The sequence below is a fragment of the Filimonas lacunae genome (assembly GCF_002355595.1).
In the GTDB taxonomy this organism is placed as follows: Bacteria; Bacteroidota; Bacteroidia; order Chitinophagales; family Chitinophagaceae; genus Filimonas; species Filimonas lacunae.
On record NZ_AP017422.1, the window covers coordinates 7315311 to 7334978 of the forward strand.

The following is a 19668-nucleotide window of genomic DNA, read 5'->3' on the forward strand; positions in this document are numbered from 1 at the left end:
TCTCGTTGTAAAAACTTCTTCCTTAACAATTAAAGCGCTGTTTCCAGTACAGGGATTTGCCTGGCCTGAAAGCGTTTTACATTGTCTGCAATATGTTTAATATGATCGGGGGTAGTGCCGCAGCAGCCGCCCACAATGTTTACAAATCCTTTTTCGGCCCACTCTTCAATAAAGTGCGCTGTTTCGTGTGGCGCTTCATCGTACTCACCCATTGCATTCGGTAAACCTGCGTTAGGATAAGCTGAGGTAAAGCAGCCGGCTATCTGGCTCAGTTCTTCAATATGGCTGCGCATGTCATTGGCTCCGAGGGCGCAGTTTAAGCCTACGCTTAACGGCCTGGCATGACTTACAGAAATATAAAATGCTTCCAGGGTTTGACCGCTCAGGGTACGTCCGCTGGCATCGGTAATGGTACCGCTGATCATGATAGGCAAGGTGCCTTCACCATCGGGCTTGCCGGTAGTATCCATAAAAAACTTACGGGTGGCATAGATAGCCGCTTTGGCATTTAAGGTGTCAAAGATGGTTTCTATCAGCAACAGGTGCACGCCACCTTCTACCAGGGCTTTAATCTGATCGTAATAAGCATCGGCTACTTCATCAAAAGTAACGGCGCGGTAGCCGGGGTTATTCACGTCAGGAGAGAGTGATAAGGTTTTGTTCATAGGGCCAATGGCGCCTGCTACAAAACGGGGCTTATCCGGATTGAGAGCAGTATACTCGTCCGCTGCTTTGCGGGCAACACGGGCGCTTTCCACGTTCATGGCGTAAGCCACTTCCTGCATGTCATAATCGGCCTGGGCTATTACGGTGCTACTGAAAGTGTTAGTTTCAATAATGTCTGCACCTGCTTCCAGGTATTGCTTGTGAATTTCTTCAATAATGCCCGGCTGGGTAATACTTAACAGGTCGTTGTTGCCCTTCACATCACAATGCCAGTTTTTAAACTTTTCGCCACGGTAATCTTCTTCCTGCAGTTTATAGCGCTGGATCATAGTGCCCATAGCGCCATCAATTACCAGTATGCGTTCCTGTAAACATTCCTGAATTGTTTTCATGCCTATCCTTTTTCCCTAACGGGAAAACTCCTTTTATTTAACTGTAAGAATGATTGCTTCTGAGTTGGTAAACGTTTGGGGTACCGGTTGGTGGCATCTTAGACGTTTATTAGTTCAGATTTTTACAGGCCGAACAATAAACAAATCTGCCTGAGGATGCAAAGATAATGAACATTCGGCAATATGATGGTCTTAGCGGTTGCTGATATAGCTGTCCACCGGCAGGCGGTTGGCCAGGCTGCGACCCAGCGTAAGTTCATCGGCATATTCCAGCTCGCCACCAAAGGCTATGCCGCGGGCTATAGTGGTTACCTTACAGGGTAAGTGTTTGATTTTCTTCTGGATATAGTAAATGGTAGTGTCGCCTTGTATGTTGGGGTTTAAAGCAAAGATCAGTTCTTCGGTTCCTTCCTGGCCCACGCGATGTATCAGCGATTCAATGTTCAGCTGATCGGGGCCAATGCCATCCAGGGGGGAGATAATGCCACCCAGCACATGGTAGGTGCCGCTGAATTGTTGTGTGGTTTCCAGGGCAATAACATCCCGTATGTTTTCTACCACACAAATCTGGCGCTGGTTGCGCAGGCTGTTGGCGCAGATGCTGCAATAATTGGCATCGCTAATGTTAAAGCAACGCTGGCAAAACTGAATCTCCCGGCGCATGCGGGCTATTGTATCGCCAAATTGTTCCACAGCTCCCACCTCCTGTTTTAACAGGTGCAGTACCAGGCGTAAAGCCGTTTTTTTGCCTATACCTGGTAATTTGGAAAATTCATTCACCGCATTTTCTAACAACGAAGATGGTAGCTGCATAACACAAAATTAAGCTGTAAAAAGCAATATCTATGCTTTATAGCGACTTGCCTGGCAGCTTGCCGCTACCGATTCCGCCGCCTTTACCGGCACCCATTCCAGCGCCTGCTTTACGCTTACCATCAGGGCCATGTGCTTCAAACGGATCGCCCGGGCTTACATCCCATTCGTTGTCCCAGTTGGCACGAACGGATATTTTGGCGGGTGTTGCGGGTACTATTAATTCCGGTTGCCTTCTGGTGGTGCTTAACCAGTATTGTCCAGGAGTCCAAACGCTATCGGCATTGGTGTCGTACAATATTTTCAGTTCATAGTCACCGGGGTTAAACAACCTGCGGAACCATTCTTTTTGTTTAATGAACACAGAGTCAACCGTCTTGTCGTTTTGCGTAATTAGCAGCACCGGGTTTTTAGCATAATCTATTTTCTCAAAGTGGAGTTTTATGCTGCCGTAAGCTGCTTCTTTTTTGGTAACAAATGGCAAGGTGTCGGTGCGATATAAGTTCATGTCGGCACTATCGGTAACCGCCTTGTCCTTTATAATCAGTTTCAATTGTGTACCTACCTGCCAGCTATAGCGAAGGGTAAGTTTGGTGGCCGTGGTATCGCTCCAGCTAACAGAAGGTTGCTTAGCCAAAGGCTTGTAACCGGTATCTGTTAAAACGAAAGCGGTGCTGTCAAAGTTGCGCAGGGGCCTGTTAAAGCTTATTTGCAGATTTCCTAACAAATCCTGCTCGCCGCCTGCCAGGGAAGTGCCTGTTATTTTCAGGCGCTTATCCTCCTCTTTTTCTTTATCCTTATCCTTTTTCTTATTAGGATTATTATTACCTGAATTGGTAGTGGTGGATTTGGTTTTGGGGCCTTCTTTATATTCCTGGTAAGCATACATGGTAACGGATGGGGTATGTGTACTTACGGTAATGTTAGAATCGGCAAAGGCAAATAGCTTGGTGCTGTCGTCATATTTTTTACTGTAATCGTCCGGGATAATGAACAGGGAAAATGTTTCGGCCGGCAAATGGGCAAAACGGAAGTTGCCGCTACCGTCTATCCTGGCGTAATAACGTGGCGTATTTTTATAAATAGCCGTATCGTTCAGGTTTTGGTGCAATACTGCAATAAGGGTGGTATCTACTTTACCGGTTTGGGCTACCAGCACACGACCTTCCAGGTAGTTGCTGTCAATGTAGCTGCCGGTGCTGAATACGTAAGTCAGTTGCTTAGCCACGTTGCCTTCGTTTACGTCCTTAATGGCATGGCCAAAATTGATGGAGTAAGTGGTATTGGCTTCCAGGCTATCGCGCAGTTTTACCGTAATGGTACGCAGCTTGCCAGAAACCTGTGGGGCGTTTTTAGGAACAGGCGATACTATCAGGTTTTGCTGGGCATTATCCAGCGTAACGTATTCGTCGAATGTAATAACAATTTTATCACTGTTAAAGTGCAATGCAGAATCGCGCGGCACTGCACTTACCAGCACAGGTGGCAAACTGTCTTTAGGTCCGCCGCTGGGAGGAATAATGTTAGCACAGGAATGTAAAAGTTGTGTAGCAGGTAGCAACAGCAACAACACAAAGGCGGGCAAAAATGATTGTTTCATCCGTAAACGCATATAGTTTGCAAACATAACCTCTTCCCGCTTCTTACACTTCCTCTTCTTCCGCTATTTCGTGTAGTTTAACGGCCATATTATTGGTTTTAACAAATTGACACCAATGACAGTCTTCTTTACCGCAGCCGGTGTAAAAATCCCGGGCCTGTATTTTGTCCCACACCAGGCTAATTTGCTGATTTACAGTGGTAATGTCCTCCGGGGCAATCACCACTTTGCGTTTCTGGTATTCTTTCTTCTTATCCGGCTCTACAAAGTCAAATTCGGTACTTACCACCTTCCAAGATTTCCGCTCGTACTGATCTACCAGTATTTTATAAAAAACCGCCTGCCGCCAGTAGTCGCCCCCATTGGGGTTTCTTTCGTTGGGAGGTAACAGTTTTTCACGGGCTTTATCCGGATCGCCGGTTTTATAATCCACCACGTTGGCTTCTTTACCAAAAAATTCCAGTTTATCCAGCTTGCCTTTCAGGGGCACGCCGTTAACTATTACGTTTTTGATATTGCGTTCTATAGAAACGATCTTGTTCCACTCGTTGATGTACTTTTCGTAGTAATTGCTAAGCACATCCTGCCCGTATTCCAGTCTTCTTAAAAATTGCTCGCGGGTAAAGCTTTCGCGGTGGCGGTGCATGTATCGTTCAAAGTCGGTAATAAAGTCTGCTACCGGCGAAAACTGTTCGTTGTTCGTCTTCATTTTTTCAAACAACCTTTCCAGCGCGTAGTGTACGGCCGAGCCAAATTCGGTGGCTTCGTTTTTGGGCGAAGGAATGCGCACCAGGTTTTTAAAATAAAACTCCAGCGGACATTTAAGGTAGTTGTTGAGGGCTGTAACGTTCATGGAAAACTTATCCAGCATGCGGGTGATCCAGTCTGCTTCTACCTGCTCAATTTCCGGAGCCTGCAGGGCATGGAAGGCCAGGCCCTGGAAACCGAATTCTGTTTCTGTATCTACGGTTACCTTTTCTACCGGCAGGCTATGTTCTTCCTGTATCTCGGCAATAAACATAGATGGTTCCAGCTCTTTACCATCACTTTTAAAGCGGCTGTACGAAATACACAGGTGTTGCTCGGCACGCGTAAGCGCTACATAAAACAGGCGGCGTAGCTCTTCGTTGTTTTCGTGTGCGGCGCTGGCAGCAGAAGAGAACAACGTATCGGGCATGCTGTAGCCACCACCGGGCTTGCGTTTCTTTTCCCACGAAGCAGCATTGCAACCCGCCAGGAACACGTATTCGAATTCCAAACCCTTACTGCCGTGGGCAGTAAGCAGGTTAATGCCTTTTTCGTTGCCACTTACCTGTGTCATGGGAAGGCTGATGCCTTCTTTTTCCATCAGGTCTATAATGTTAATAAAGCCGTGAACATTTAAAATAGGATTGCGCCGGGTTTCTTCCTTCACAAAATCGAACAGGGTGGTTAACACCTGCATCATCATAATCTTGTCAGGGCTTTTCATAATAATGCCCAGCACGCCTGCCCCGCGTATAATGCTTTCAAACAGGTTTTGCAGGGTGATATTAGGCACCTCGCTTACCAGCTTTTCTATAATCTGGCTGGCATCTTTGAGCTTAGGATGAATGTTTACACTAAACAGGTCGCGTGCAGGCTGGTTGCTTTTTTCTACCAGCAGTTGCCTGAGCGTGGTTTTGTTTTCTCCGTACTTTCTGTCTGCTGCTTCCACACTTACTTTCGCCACTTCAATGGCGGGGATATGAAACCAGTCGAAGTGTAATACTTCAAACAACATTTCATCGCCACCATAAGGCACATCCAGCTCGGCAGAAAGGTAACGTAGTAGTAATAATATCTTTTGTACCAGCGGAATATGCAGCACATTCAGGCTGCGCTTGCTGTACATGGGAATGTTGCGCGCCCTGAAATATTCTGCCAATGTTTCGCCGTACCGGTTCTCTTTATAAATCACCGCCATCCTGCCCGGACCTACCCCTTCATTCAGCAGTTGCTCAATCTGTAGGGTAATGTCAATCATTTCCTGGCGCTGGGTCATGTATTCTTTTATCTGCGGGCGGTGTATCATGTGGCTGATGCGCTTGTTGGCCGATATCAGCTCTTTGCTTAAACCGCTTATCTGGGTAACCAGCCTTTCCTGGTTACGACCAATGACCGATTTAGAAACATCCAGTATGGGCTGGGTGCTGCGATAATTATTGGTGAGTATTACCGTAAGCAGGGTGTCTTTATAGCTATCGGCAAACGTGAGCATGTTTTCAATGTTCGCGCCCTGGAAGCGGTAAATACTTTGGTCATCATCACCCACCACAAACACGTTGGGTTTTTCCCAGAAGTTGATCAGCAGCTCTACCAGCTTGTTTTGCGTACCACTGGTATCCTGGTATTCATCTACCAGGATATATAAAAACTGCTCCTGGTAGCGGTTTAACATGCCTTTGTTTTCTTCAAAAGCGCGTATCACCCAGTTGATCATGTCGTCAAAATCGTAGCGATTGCGTTGGCGCATGGCTTGCTGAAAATGGTCAAACTCGTTTACGGCTGCGCGTAGCTTTTCCATCTTTTCCTGCTCGTCGGCAATCTTATCGGTGCGCACATCTCCTTTCTTAAACTCCTTCACTGCCCGCTTGGCAATGTATTCGTCTCTGAAAGGTAAACTGGCAATGTATTCGTCTATTTTGCTGTTGATGAAAGCGGGTGTCCAGCCTTCGCGTTTCATGGTACTGAACAGCGATTGCAGGTTAGTGATTTCAAAATACACATCGCCCCGGTAACGTTTCAGGGGGTGGTTTTTAGGAAAAGTATCTATCAGTTGCTTTAACAGCTCTATGCGTTCCAGGTCTGATATAGGGTCCAGCGCTGTTTTTTCAAACATAGACAGGTTATCCTGTATCACATCGTTACAAAAGGCGTGGAAAGTGTAAATGTTTACTTTATAAGCATCGGCACCTATAAAGTTGAGTAAACGCCTGCGCATGGCTACCACCCCGGCGTCGGTATAGGTAAGGCAAAGAATGTTTTCGGGACGGGCATCTGTATCGGTCAGTATTTTACCGATGCGTGCGCTTAAAATCTGCGTTTTCCCCGTTCCCGGGCCGGCTATCACCATTACAGGGCCTTCAATTGTATCCACAGCCAGTTTTTGCTGGGGATTCAATTGCTGGTATACCTGTTGAAACTTTTCTGACTGCTGTTGCTTGCCAACCATGCAACAAAGGTAATATATGGCGGGGTGTTTACTATTTTTGTGTTCCTTTTCAAAAAATAATGATGCGTAATCTATTCATATCGCTGGTTGTAAGTTGCCTGACGCTGGCCGCCTGTAAACCCAAATACAAGAACCCGCATGTAGTGATTGAAACACGGGATGGTGATATAGAAATAGAACTTTATCCGGATAAGGCCCCTAAAACAGTAGCTGCTTTTTTAAGCTATGTAGATTCGGGCTTGTATAAGAACACTTCTTTTTACCGGGTGCTTACTGATGACAATCAACCTTCCAACGCGCCTAAAAGCAACTTAATACAGGGCGGTTTGTGGCGCACCAACCATACCAAGGCCGGCAGCTTACCGGGCATACCACACGAAACCACGCAGCAAACAGGTATTCAACACCTGAATGGTACGGTGTCACTGGCGCGTACCACACCGGGCAGTGGCACTACAGAGTTTTTTATTTGCGTGGGCGATCAGCCCGGGTTTAATTACGGCGGGGCTAATAACGACGACGGGCAGGGCTATGCTGCTTTTGGGAGGGTGGTAAAAGGTATGAAAGTGGTGAAAGCGGTATATAACCGCCCGGAAGACGACCAGTATTTTAAGCCTGTGGTAAGCATTTATAACATTACGCGTTTATGATAACACCTGACGACCTTACCCAATTCCGCAATGCTATCTCCCGCTTTGTGCTGCTTACAGATGCCGACTGGAATTTGCTGTTGCCGGCATTACAATACCGCTCACTGGCCAAAAATGAATGCTGGATAAAGGAAGGCCGCACGGCCACCGAAATAGGCTGGGTGCTGGAAGGGAATATGCGGCACTACTACACGGTGAATGGGGAAGAGAAAACCACCTATTTCTACTTTGAAAATCATTTTACCGGCTCTTATTTCAGCTGCATTACCGGAAAGCCTTCTCCCTTGACCTTTGAAGCGCTTACTGATTGCCGGATGATTGTGTTTGCTTACCGGAAGCTTTGCGATTTGTATGATGCGTCTAAAACCTGGGAGCGTTTTGGTCGCCTGCTGGCCGAATACCTGGCCATGGGGCTGGAAGAACGGATGGTAAGCCTGCTTACCTTAAGCCCCGAAGAGCGCTACCAGCAATTGTTACAGGGTAATAAGCAGAAGATTATGGAGCGTATTCCGCAGCAATACATTGCTTCTTACCTGGGCATTACCCCGGTAAGTTTAAGTCGCATTCGTAACAGAAGTGCCAAAAGCTGACAGTTTTTCTTATCTATTGTTAATTCAACGGGCAGCTATGTGGCCGAGCTTTGTGTTATCAAAATACCGATAACATGAAACTTTTATTGAAAGCAGAAATAGTAGCTCAGTTATTCTTATCCCTTTTTTTATTGTACCTGCTGCCTGTGCATTTTAGCTGGTGGGCATGGTTGCTGTTGTTCTTTTCTCCGGACATTAGCATGATAGGTTACGCTGTAAACACGCGTTTGGGAGCATGGACATATAACCTGTTTCATCATTTTTTACCGGCTATTGTATTGGCGATAGCAGGTTATATGTTGCATAACGTATGGGTGGAATTTGTGGGCCTGTTGCTTTGGGCACATAGCAATTTTGACAGGGTGCTGGGGTTTGGATTGAAGTATGAAGATGGTTTTAATCATACGCATTTAGGGATGACGGGAAAGGCAAAGAATGTTTAACCGGTTTTTACCTTATGGGCATTCTGTTCCGTAACCTCCAAAAGCATAGGCATCACCCACATGACCAGCTTCGGTAATAGAGATATTGTAATGGCTTTGTATAAAATTATCCCAGTTGGTATCACTTTCATACCCGTGCCCTATCATTATATCCTGCAAGCCATCTAATGCCAGCCCAAACGAATCATATTTAGATAAGGCGGGATGGCAGGTACGGATAAACTCTGCCAGGGAGGTTACCCAGCTCTTTACCATCAGCTCGTGTGTTACTTCCAGGTAAGGGGGCACACCGGGTGTTACATGAGGAGCCATATGATTGATAATGATAAAAGAATGTATGATTTCATGTCCCAGAACAGTGGTCCAATACTCACGCGATGCATCGGGAGCAATGCTTTTATTCAAATAAATGGTTAGCTCACTGGGGTTAGACCGGGATACATCTGTCCAGCCGGGACATTTTTTTGTATCGCTTTCTGCAATACTCAAACTAAAGGTAGCCTGGCTTCCATTATAGGTATAGGCGAATAAATGTGATATATAGGTAGATAAGCAAGGATTGGTGATACTATCCAGCAGTGTTACCAGGCAGGGATTGGTTAATAACGAGGTTACATGAGTGGATACATAAGGCGTATTCACCGTTACTGATTTTTGAGAATGGTTATGTGCTGTAATGGGTACTGTTTTGCCAGCTTGTATATCTTCTTTCCAATAGGTGAAGGCGACAAAAGCCAAAATGCAAAACCCTCCAAGGAGCCTTGTAAGCAGTTTTTTTGTGAGGTGTGCCTTCATGTATAGGATTTGCGCAATAGGAAATCAAACTTTCGGCAAGGATGATTTGTGTGCTTTTAAGTAGTAAATATAATTTTATTTAATTATTATATTGCCGGGGTGGCGTGAAGGATGGCAATGGCAGCAGTTGGTTACGATACTTACTTTTGGTTAGTGGTGGCCGGCACCTCTGTTTTACACTTGATAAAGGTATACACCGGGCAGTTGATGTTAGTGGTGTCGGTGCTTCGGGTTTTTATAATAGATGTTTCCCTTAGTTGTTTTACCCTGTTTCTACGTGCAACCCCAAAATCACATGCTATTATTATGGTAGAGTCGTTTGGTGTAATTGCTTCGGATTTAATGCCAGTAGATTGAATGCTTGCCTGCATATTATTCATTGCCTGGTTACTACCCATAACAGATATAGTAGAAACGTTGGCGCTTTGGGCGTGTACAGACATTATGCTTAATAGCAAAATTGCCACTGTAGATATAATAGTTTTCATACTGCCGGGTACTTTATCAATATAAAAAAATGCAGCTTCTTTCTTATTGAATAACGTAAATATAACGAAAAGATTGTTTTATGAACAAGGTTGTCATTGCCAATCTGCTGGTGGTAAGGGGCTGGGTGTGTAGCTATGTAAAATAAAATATATGTTATTATAGTTTAATAACGGTATGAGGAAAGACTTGATTTCCTAAATATCATAGCAAAATGGGCAGTTTCAGGCAATAGTCTGCCATAAGGGTGCGTTCAGTGCGTGTATAAGGTAACTAAAGTTGCCGGTAATAAACAGTTGCATTCTTATTAAATGCATAATTTGCTAATTTATTTAGTTGTTGTTTGCCCGGATTAAAATTTGGCAGGATTTGCTTTTTAGTCAGGAATTACTGGTAAGAAACGGTACTATTTTGCTGTAGAGAAAGCATTAAGAGTGTAAACAGTGGTTTTATACATTATAGGTAGTGGGGGATAAAAAAGCCCTGTCATCAAAAGCAACATAGTGTTCTTTTAATAACAGGGCCTATAATATCAAACCTGTAGAACGGAAAAATTACTTTTCCCATCTCCACTCACCTGCTATTTGCAGGGGTTGCTTCAGGTTATTTTTAAGAAGGAATTCGCGTGTTTCGGCATCGGTGAAATGTTTGGCCACTAACACCGGTGCATCGGCAATACCATACAGTAGCATGGCGCTGAAGCGTACCGTGTTTTGCAATCCCTTTTCATCTACCAGGCTAAAGTTATCGCAATCGGCATGATAGCAGGCGCCTGCATTGTTGGGCAGTTTACCGCCAAATCCGCCGGCAGTAGGTACGCCCTGCAGCATAAAAGGCTGATGATCGCTATGCAGGCCGGCTTCGTTGCGGAAGCTATTGGTAAAGCTGGTGTCCAGTGTATGGGCAATAGCGCCTATATGCTGAAACAGCTCTTTGCTGGCCGAGTCGGTAGTGCTATAGCCTTTGGGATCGTTGGTCATGTCGTAGTTCAGCATATAGCGCAACTGGTGAATGCTTTTGTCTTTGATAGCTGCGTTTACATAGGCTTTAGAACCCAGTAAACCTTCTTCTTCACCCATAAACAACACAAACTCTACCGTACGTGCGGGCTGCAGGTGCAGGGCCTGGAAGGTGCGCGCGATGTCCAGCACCGAAAAAGAACCTATTCCGTTGTCAATAGCACCTGTGGCAAGATCCCAACTATCCAGGTGTCCGCCTATTACTATTTTTTCGTTAGGCAGGCTTTTGCCGGGTATAGTGGCAATGACGTTGCGGGCCTTGATCTTACCCGAAAAGTTGGTGAGTTGAATGTGGCTGGTCAACTGCTGCGTGGTCAGCTGTTGTTTCAGGGCCATGCCATCTTCCTGCCCGATACATACGGCGGGGATGGGAATGAGTTTGCCGGTAACAGAAGCGGTGCCGGTTAACAGCACACCATTCGGTACAGCGTTGATGAAAATAACGCCGGCAGCACCATGTTTGGTAGCGATAGCGGTTTTTTCGGAACGGTGTAAATGTGGAGTGCCTTCTTTAGAACCGGGTAACACGCCCAGGTACACCAGGGCTATTTTACCTTTTACTTTTCCGGCTGCGGTTGTGTAATCTTCTTCTACCCCATTGCCCATATCTACCAATGGTGCGGTAACATCGGCTTTAACGGGTGAGTGGGCCAGTGACACGGCTTTTACAGGCTTTTGACCGGCTGCGTTGCTGCCGGTGGTAACGGCTATGGTGCCACGGCTCCAGCTTTCTACTTCAAAAGGCTGATACCTTACGTTGGTGAAGCCATAGCGGGTAAGCAGGTTAAAAGCATACTCTTCGGCCTTTTTGCCGTTGGCGCTGCCGGTAAGGCGGTGGCCAATGGTGGAAGTGGCTTCCTGTAGTGTGCTGTAAGCTTTTGAATGGGTAAGTACTTCTGTGTTCATCTGCGTAAACACAGGCGTCCAGTCTGGTTGCTGAGCAGTAGCAGCGGTACAGGCAAAAGCCAGTATACCTGCTACTGCTAACGTTTGTTTTCTCATATGTATGTGATAGTTTGGATTATACGATCTTATCCACCCTTATCGACTGCATGCCTGCAGCGGTAGCGGCTTGTACACCAGGCTCACCATCTTCAAACACAATGCAGCGTTCAGGGGCAATGCCCAGTTCTTCTGCCGCTTTTAAAAACGGATCGGGAAACGGTTTGCCGTTAGGTGTTTCGCCTGCGCATACCATTACCTCAATCAAATCGAATATACCTAATACGGTTAAGGTTTTAGAAACCGTTCTTCTGCTACCGCCGGAAACCACACCAATTTTTACTTTACCATGGTGGGCTTTTAAGTGGGCTACTACAAAGTCTATAGGCAATGTTTTTTCAATATACTCTTCAAAAAACACTCTTGACTTGGTGGTGGCAAACTCTACGGGGTCGAAGTTAGTGCCGTAACGATTGTTTATTTCTTTCACTACCAGCACGGTAGGATAGCCGGCCAGCTCGTCAATAATAGCCGCGTCCATGTCCAGTCCGTAGCTTTTAGCCACTTTTACGTAAGAGTCTTTATGTGCCTGCATGTTATCGGCCAGGGTGCCGTCGCAGTCGTACAAAAACGCATCATAACCTTCTGTTAAACGGGTAAGCTTGTCCAGTTTCTGTTCAATAGTGCCGGGATTACTCATGATATCTGTGCTTTAAGGAGGGGCAAAGATACTGGCCTTTTATAAAGTAACCGGCGCTAAAATCAGCAGGAAAAGACGAAGCCTACACCATACACGTTGTTAATGGCTATTTTCTTAGACCGGCTTAAATGTTTGCGCAGGCGCGAAACAAACACATCCAGGCTACGGCCCAGGAAGTAATCATTCTCGCCCCACAACTGTTGCAATATTTCTTCGCGTTTTAAAATGCGGTTCTGGTTTTTAAATAAAAAGTCCAGCAGTTCGGCTTCGCGAACGGTAAGTGCTATTTCGTGGTGTTGAATGGTCAGTTTTAGCAGGTCTTTATAAAAAAGCACATCGTGCAGTTCCACACAATCGGGTGCAGGCACAGCAGGTTGTATATCTATATGATTGCGGCGGATGATGTTTTTCATGCGCAGCACCAGTTCGTCAATATCAAAGGGCTTGGTTATGTAGTCGTCGGCCCCGATTTTTAAACCATGCAAACGGTCTTTCTTTTCGTTGCGTGCGGTGAGGAATAAAAAAGGGATATTACTTTTTAGGGCAATCAGCTGATCGGCCAGTTCAAAGCCATTCATGCCGGGCATGCTTACATCTATCAGCATAATATGATAGCCATTAGGGTTGGCTTTAAACTTTTGCAATGCCAGCAAACCATTCTCGCACCAGTCTACTTCAAATTCCATTATCTCCAGGTATTGCTTAATCACATTGCCCAGGTCAGTTTCATCTTCTACAAATAATACTTTGGTTTTCATGTGCATTATTATTATTGGGGTATGATAATAATAAACCTGCTTCCCTGTTCAGGTGTACTCTCTATTTCAATATGCCATTCGTGCGCATCTATGCAAAGCTTTACATAAAACAAGCCCAGGCCTAAGCCGGTGGTGTGCTTTAAAACACCGGGATGGCGATAGAACTTTTCAAAGATGTGTTTTTTTATTTCGGGCGACATGCCAATGCCGTTGTCTTCTATTACCAGCAATAACCGGTTGCCTTCGTTGTAGGTAGATACGTCTATCTTTTTACTGCTGCTGGCATTGTACTTAATAGCATTGTCAAAGATATTGTCCAGCATGGTGGTAAGCCAGAAGGCATCGGCCTTAATAGTATCGTCTGCGGCATTTTTGTTAAATGTAAGCAGTATGGTTTCATCGGTAATTTTTAAGCGGTAGTCCAGTAGTATGTCTTCCAGCAACACATGCAAAGCGTGTTCCTTTTTTTGCAGCTGCAGGTTTTGCCGGCTGGTAATATCCAGCACTTGCTCAAACAGGGTTTTCAGCCGGTCGCTCTGCCGTTGAATAATATCCGTAAGGGGTTTAATGTTGCCGCGGTTTTCTATCACTTTATCATTTTGCAGGTTTTTATTGGCTACTATAATTGCGGCCAGCGGTGTGTGAAACTCGTGGGTGATGCTGTTTACAAAATCCGATTTCATTTCTGCAATCTTTTTTTGCTTGATCCAGTTTCGGAAAGTAATAAAGAACAACAGCACTACCGACAAAATAGCGAACAAAGACAACCCAAAGGTGGGCATCATTTGATTTAAAATAGCCAGTCGCCTGTTATAGCTATCCACATACAGGTTAAACGTAATGCGGTAGCTATAGTTAGAAGCACTGCTAACAGTAAGTGCTATTACCCGGTTGTGATCGTTGCCATGTTCCAGTGTGCCACCAATCACAATACCGTTTACTGTTTGAATGGCCGAGTCAATGCCATGATAATACTGTTGGCTGGTATACAAGGGAACATAACTGTTTCCCTGGAAGGCCACATCCAGCTTGCTGATGGTAAGCAGGTATTTGAGATAGGGATTCAGGTGTTGTTTTTTTTGAATGGCCTGTAGCAGGCTGTCCATGTTATTTTTCTGGCGCAGCTCGGCAAACATGTTGTTTAACAGCTGTTCTTTAAACTGATTGAAATTGGGTGCTTTACGATTATGCAGGCTTTCTATTTCGTGCATGCTGCCCTGGATATACTTGTCTATAATGGCTGCCCCGCCGGGAAAGGCTTTATCGTTACGGATGCTTTGGGCGTATTCGTCGCTGATAATGGTCTTTTCCGATAAATAGTATTGCTGGTTTTTTAGCTCGTAGGTATTGTATACCAGGAAAAACTGTACACTGGAAAGTATCAGCAGGCTTAATATACTAATGAGTTTATAAGTAGTCAGTGACGATTTTTTCATGCGGTGGGCGCGTTGGGTACTTCGCATTTGAAATGTAGCACATTTTAAAAGGAACAGAAAGGGTTTGCGCCGCGTTTAAATTCCGTTAACAATCTGTTTGCAGTCTGTTGACAGGTTGCGGCTGTACTGCAATTTAATTTAGTAAGGTGAAACTATTGGTTTCGCAACTGCTTTATCTACCATACAAAACAATAGAATGCTTATGAGAAGAAAACATCTCCCCGGAGCGGCACGCCTTCGTGTGCGTGTGTTTCTTTTACTGCTTTTTACATCATCGGCAGCACTTCCGGTAATGGCACAGAAAAAAACAACCATCGGCCAGGTAATTACAGTCAGTGGCCGGGTGAAAGATGCGTTGGACAATAAAATGCTCAACGTAAGTGTATCGGTTCCGGGAACGGGCCAGCACACCCTTACCGATAAAGATGGCCTTTTTAGCCTGGCAGCCCACCAAGGCGATTCCCTCGCTTTTTCTTTTGTGGGCTATAACACACAAACCTTCCTGATAAACGAACGCATTGTGTTTGAAGTAACACTGGAAGCGGTATCGGGCAGTTTAAATGATGTGGTGGTAGTAGGTTTTGGTAAACAGAAAAAGGTAAGCCTGGTGGGGGCGCAGTCGTCGGTGAATGTAGAAGAACTACAGCAACCGGTGGCCAACCTGAGCTCTATGCTGGCCGGCCGTATTGCGGGTGTAATAGGCGTGCAGCGTACCGGCGAGCCGGGTGCTGATGCGGCCGACATCTGGATACGCGGCATTTCTACCTTTGGCAGCAATAACGCCAAGCCATTGATACTGGTAGATGGTATTGAGCGTGATTTAAACAGTTTTGATCCGCAGGATATCCAGTCCTTCTCCGTATTAAAAGACGCTTCTGCTACTGCTGTATATGGCGTAAGAGGTGCGAACGGGGTTATTTTAATTAAAACCAAGTCGGGCAAAGTGGGTAAAACCACTTTCAATGTTAATTACAACGAAAGCATTACCGCTTTTACCCGCACACCCGAACTGGCAGATGGTATCACCTACATGAACCTTACCAATGAGGCTATGTTAGCCAGTGGTCAAACGCCTAAATATGCACAGGATTATATTGACAAAACGGCATCAGGTGTTGACCCTTATGTATACCCGAATGTAGACTGGATGAATGCGGTGTTTGATAAAACCGGTAAAAACAGGCGGTTGAATGTAAGCAGCCGCGGTGGCACCAGCAATGCCAATTATTATGTGTCGCTGGCTTACTATGATGAAAAAGGGATGCTGAAAACAGACGGCTTAAGTAACTACGATGCCAGCACCCGGTTTAAGCGTTATAACTTTACCAGCAACCTGAACCTGGCCCTTACCGCACATACTAAATTTGAGCTGGGCTTGCAGGGCTATATCTCCAATACCAATTATCCTGGTGTTACTTCGCAGGATGCATTTTCGCAGGCCATGCAAATTACACCGGTAGCTTACCCGGTAATGTATCCGGGCAATTTTGTACCGGGCCAGAGTTCTAACGGCGACCAGCGTAATCCGTATGCGGATATTACACAAAGGGGCTACCGCTCACAGTTTAAAAACCAGGTGTTTTCTAACGTGAAGCTGTTACAGGACTTTGATTTTTGGGTAAAGGGTTTATCTGCTTACTTCCTGTATTCGTTTGATGTATTGAATGAACATAACATAGATCGTGTTCGTTTAAGAAGCACCTATTTTGTAGACCAGGTAAATCCGCGCAAGGACGACGGTTCTTTAAACCTGGTGTTAACCCATGAAGGTTCTGATGCGTTAAGCTATGCCAGGGTAAACGGCGGTAACAGAAGATTTTACCTGGAATCGGCCATTAACTACGACCGCGATTTTGGTAAGCACCATGTAAGTGGTTTATTGTTGTATAACCAGAATGATTATACCTATGCTTTTGCTACCGACCTGGTGGGTTCTATACCCTATCGTTACCGGGGCTATGCGGGCAGGGCTACTTACGCATGGAATAACAAATACTTTGCAGAGTTTAACTTCGGTTATAACGGATCGGAAAACTTTGCTCCTGACAGACGTTATGGTTTCTTCCCCTCTTTTGGTGTTGGTTGGGTAGTGTCTTCGGAAGACTTTTTTGAGCCATTCAAAAATAGTTTCCAGTTTTTCAAACTGCGTTACTCTAATGGTACGGTTGGTGCAGGCGGTGCTACCAATGAGTTGAGCCTGATAGATCGCTTTTTGTTTCAAACGTTTGTGGAGTCAACACCTGGTTACACGTTTGGTAGTACCCGTCAGAACCCGATGCTGGGTGTAGGTATCAGCAGTTATGGCGTGGATGTTACCTGGGCCACTTCGCATAAACAGGATTTAGGTATTGAATTTAAAACACTGCATAACAATTTATCTGTAACGGTAGATCTGTTTAAAGAACACAGAACCGGTGTGTTTTTACAAAGAGGAAGTTTGGCCAGCTTTGCTGGCTTAAGTCAAAATCCATGGGGTAACCTGGGCATTATTGATAACAAAGGTATTGACTTAACCATTGAGTCGGGAATGCTGAAAGTAGGCAACACTTTCTGGACGCTGCGTGGCAACCTTACCTATGCCAAAGACAGGTTGATAGAGAACGACCAGCCTACTCCTAAATATGCTTATATGGATCGCAGGGGTAGCAACGCCTTATCTATTTACGGATATGAAGCCGTAGGCCTGTTTCAAAGCCAGGACGAAATTTCCAAAAGTCCTAACCAATCGGGCATTGGCAACCCGCGTGTAGGGGATATCCGCTACAAGGATATGAATGGCGACGGTATTATTGATGCCTATGATGTACACCGCATTGGTAATGGTGATGTGCCTAATATGGTATATGGCGGCGGGTTTAATGTAAACTGGAAAGGGTTTAGTTTCGGCGCATTCTTCCAGGGTACCAGCGGGGCTGACAGGATTATTGCGGGCGATGGTATTATTCCGTTTAACAATGGTACCGGTGCCGACAGAAGCAACCTGTATGCTATTGCTGCCGACAGGTGGACAGAAGCCAATCCTAACCCCAATGCCTTTTATCCAAGGCTGGCTTATGGCAGCACTGCCAATAAGAACAATACGCTTACCAGCACCTGGTGGTTAAAGGATATGGATTTTGTACGCTTAAAAACAATAGACTTTGGCTACACTTTTCCTAAGTCTACTTTAAACAGCATTGGTGTTAAAAACCTGCGTGTATACTTCCAGGGTGTAAACATACTCACCTTCAGCAAATTCAAATTATGGGATTCAGAACTGAACACGAGTAACGGAACCAAGTATCCGAATATCAAAACATTTGCTATCGGTTTACAGGCCACTTTACAATAACCTGTTTCACGTAAAAAGATCTATTATGATGCGCAAAAAATACTCCATATATATACTCGCTGCTTTATTGGTGGCAGCGCCTTCCTGCCAGAAAAAGTTCCTGGACCAGGTGCCGGACGACCGTTTAACTACGGATGATATTTTTACCAGGCAATCTACTACCGAATCGTTCCTGGCCGATGTGTACAGTGCCGTTCCGGACGAAGCTACACAGCGCTTTGTGGCGGGTTATAACACTACTGCAGGGCCGTGGACCGGTGCTGCTGATGAAGCCAAGTATTCGTGGGATAATAACACGGCCAACTCCGTTATATTAGGCACTATCAGCACTACAGATGGCTGGTACAGCACTTTGTGGAGCCGTTATTACAAAGGCATTCGCAATGCCGGTTATTTTATGGCCAATGTAGATAAAGCCACTATACTGGGCTCGGCATTGATTAAGCAATACAAAGCCGAAGCCAGGGCTTTACGTGCTATGTATTACTATTACCTGGTACGCATGTTTGGCCCGGTAGTGCTTACGGGCGACAATCCTATTTCGCCTGATGCTTCTTTTGATGATGTTCAGCTGCCACGTAACAGTTTTGATGATTGTATCAATTACATTGTTAGCGAGCTGGATGCAGCTAAACCTAACCTGCTGGTGGTGCCCAGTGATCGCAACTTTGGCAGAATTACTCAGGGCATTGCTATGGCGTTTAAAGAGCAGGCTTTGCTACTGGCCGCCAGCCCGTTGTATAATGGCAATACGGATTATGCAGCTTTAAAAAATGCGGATGGTACACAACTAATCAATCAAACTTATACGGCCGATAAATGGAAGAAAGCGGCAGATGCTGCCAAGGCCTTTATTGATGAGTTTGTTCCTTCTGTGTATGATTTATATGAAAAAAATGACGCAGATGGTAAGTTCAGCGCTTATTTGTCGTGCAGGGATGTAATGCTTACCGATTGGAACAAAGAGTGGATACTGGCACGGCCGGTGGGTAATATCAGCTTCTGGCAATACGATAAAACGCCTTATCACAATGGTTTTAATGGTGATGTAAAAGGCGGCGGTGCGCTGGCGGTTACGCAGGAAATGGTGGATGCCTATTTTACTGCTAATGGACGTTCTATTACGGATGGGGCTTCTGGTTATGTAGCTACAGGCTTTTCTTCTTTTAAAGCGCCATTCGATAATGCGTCGCGCAACACCTACAACCAGTGGGCTAACCGCGAACCACGTTTTTATGTGGGCGTTACCTACGATGGCAGCCGTTGGCTGAATACAGATTATGGTGATGTGATCACCAGTACGCAATATTCCGGCAACTCCGGTATTAAAGTATCCGGTTCTGACCATAGCGCTACCGGGTATATGGTGCGTAAAAATTTATCGTTGGGTAAGTGGAGCGATGAAAGCCGTTCGCTGGTATTGTTCCGACTGGCCAATATTTACCTGGATTATGTAGAAGCTTTAAATGAAGCCACGCCTGGTAATGAAAACGTGGTGAAATATCTGAACCTGATAAGGAAGCGTGCAGGCATTCCTTTATATGGGGAGGGCACCGATGCGCTGGATATACCTGCTACACAGGAGGCGATGCGGGAAGCTATACGGAAAGAAAGAAGAGTGGAGCTGGCATTTGAAAACGTACGCTTCTTTGATACGCGTCGCTGGAAAATAGCCGAACAAACAGATGCGGGCCCTAAATACGGTTTAAATATTAATGCAGATGGCACCAACTTTTACAACAAAGTGGTAGTAGAAACCCGTGTGTTTGCGAAGAAGCATTACCTGCTGCCCATACCGCAATCTGAAATTGATAAAGACAAGCAACTTGTTCAAAACACCGGATGGTAACCCAT

General features: G+C 45.4%; 15 protein-coding genes. 5 read left to right on the top strand and 10 right to left on the bottom strand.

What is annotated here, in order from left to right:
- Positions 1-29 precede the first annotated feature (29 nt).
- From FLA_RS29075 to FLA_RS29090, 4 genes are all read right to left on the bottom strand, one after another.
- Positions 30-1058, bottom strand: a complete 1029-nt coding sequence (locus tag FLA_RS29075; protein ID WP_076376968.1) for a homocysteine S-methyltransferase family protein — start codon at positions 1056-1058, stop codon at positions 30-32.
- Positions 1059-1250: 192 nt separating this feature from the next.
- The gene (recR, locus tag FLA_RS29080) at positions 1251-1871 is read right to left on the bottom strand and encodes a recombination mediator RecR (protein ID WP_076376970.1); all 621 of its coding nucleotides are present in this window, start codon (positions 1869-1871) and stop codon (positions 1251-1253) included.
- 37 nt (positions 1872-1908) lie between these two features.
- Positions 1909-3471 (bottom strand): Ig-like domain-containing protein, encoded by a 1563-nt coding sequence (locus FLA_RS29085; protein ID WP_076376972.1) that lies wholly within the window; start codon positions 3469-3471, stop codon positions 1909-1911.
- A gap of 43 nt (positions 3472-3514) precedes the next feature.
- Positions 3515-6664: an ATP-dependent helicase gene (locus tag FLA_RS29090; RefSeq protein ID WP_076376974.1), complete on the bottom strand. Its 3150-nt coding sequence runs from the start codon at positions 6662-6664 to the stop codon at positions 3515-3517.
- A 59-nt stretch (positions 6665-6723) separates the two neighbouring features.
- Between FLA_RS29090 and FLA_RS29095 the strand changes: the two genes are divergently transcribed.
- The 3 genes from FLA_RS29095 to FLA_RS29105 all read left to right on the top strand — a co-directional run bounded on the left by FLA_RS29095 (position 6724) and on the right by FLA_RS29105 (position 8347).
- Positions 6724-7314, top strand: coding sequence for a peptidylprolyl isomerase (locus FLA_RS29095; RefSeq protein ID WP_231940356.1), 591 nt, complete (start codon positions 6724-6726; stop codon positions 7312-7314).
- Positions 7311-7904, top strand: a complete 594-nt coding sequence (locus FLA_RS29100) for a Crp/Fnr family transcriptional regulator (RefSeq protein ID WP_076376976.1) — start codon at positions 7311-7313, stop codon at positions 7902-7904. Before FLA_RS29095 ends, FLA_RS29100 begins: the two co-directional genes overlap by 4 nt.
- Before the next feature lie 74 nt (positions 7905-7978).
- The gene (locus tag FLA_RS29105) at positions 7979-8347 is read left to right on the top strand and encodes a DUF4260 domain-containing protein (RefSeq protein ID WP_076376978.1); all 369 of its coding nucleotides are present in this window, start codon (positions 7979-7981) and stop codon (positions 8345-8347) included.
- Positions 8348-8359: 12 nt separating this feature from the next.
- On the opposite strand, the gene FLA_RS29110 is transcribed toward FLA_RS29105, so the two are convergent.
- The 6 genes from FLA_RS29110 to FLA_RS29135 all read right to left on the bottom strand — a co-directional run bounded on the left by FLA_RS29110 (position 8360) and on the right by FLA_RS29135 (position 14510).
- The gene (locus FLA_RS29110; RefSeq protein ID WP_076376980.1) at positions 8360-9142 is read right to left on the bottom strand and encodes a hypothetical protein; all 783 of its coding nucleotides are present in this window, start codon (positions 9140-9142) and stop codon (positions 8360-8362) included.
- 140 nt (positions 9143-9282) lie between these two features.
- Positions 9283-9630 carry a hypothetical protein gene (locus tag FLA_RS29115; RefSeq protein ID WP_076376982.1) on the bottom strand — a complete coding sequence of 116 codons (348 nt, stop codon included), beginning with the start codon at positions 9628-9630 and terminating at the stop codon, positions 9283-9285.
- 552 nt (positions 9631-10182) lie between these two features.
- Positions 10183-11649 (bottom strand): M28 family peptidase, encoded by a 1467-nt coding sequence (locus FLA_RS29120; protein WP_084206072.1) that lies wholly within the window; start codon positions 11647-11649, stop codon positions 10183-10185.
- 19 nt (positions 11650-11668) lie between these two features.
- The gene (locus FLA_RS29125) at positions 11669-12289 is read right to left on the bottom strand and encodes an HAD family hydrolase (protein ID WP_076376984.1); all 621 of its coding nucleotides are present in this window, start codon (positions 12287-12289) and stop codon (positions 11669-11671) included.
- A gap of 62 nt (positions 12290-12351) precedes the next feature.
- Positions 12352-13047 (bottom strand): response regulator transcription factor, encoded by a 696-nt coding sequence (locus FLA_RS29130; RefSeq protein ID WP_076376986.1) that lies wholly within the window; start codon positions 13045-13047, stop codon positions 12352-12354.
- A gap of 11 nt (positions 13048-13058) precedes the next feature.
- Positions 13059-14510 carry a sensor histidine kinase gene (locus FLA_RS29135; protein ID WP_076376988.1) on the bottom strand — a complete coding sequence of 484 codons (1452 nt, stop codon included), beginning with the start codon at positions 14508-14510 and terminating at the stop codon, positions 13059-13061.
- Positions 14511-14685: 175 nt separating this feature from the next.
- Here FLA_RS29135 and FLA_RS29140 point away from each other — a divergent pair, with 175 nt between their 5' ends.
- The gene (locus FLA_RS29140) at positions 14686-17814 is read left to right on the top strand and encodes a SusC/RagA family TonB-linked outer membrane protein (RefSeq protein WP_076376990.1); all 3129 of its coding nucleotides are present in this window, start codon (positions 14686-14688) and stop codon (positions 17812-17814) included.
- Between the two features lie 25 nt (positions 17815-17839).
- The gene (locus FLA_RS29145; RefSeq protein WP_231940357.1) at positions 17840-19663 is read left to right on the top strand and encodes a RagB/SusD family nutrient uptake outer membrane protein; all 1824 of its coding nucleotides are present in this window, start codon (positions 17840-17842) and stop codon (positions 19661-19663) included.
- Positions 19664-19668 lie beyond the last annotated feature (5 nt).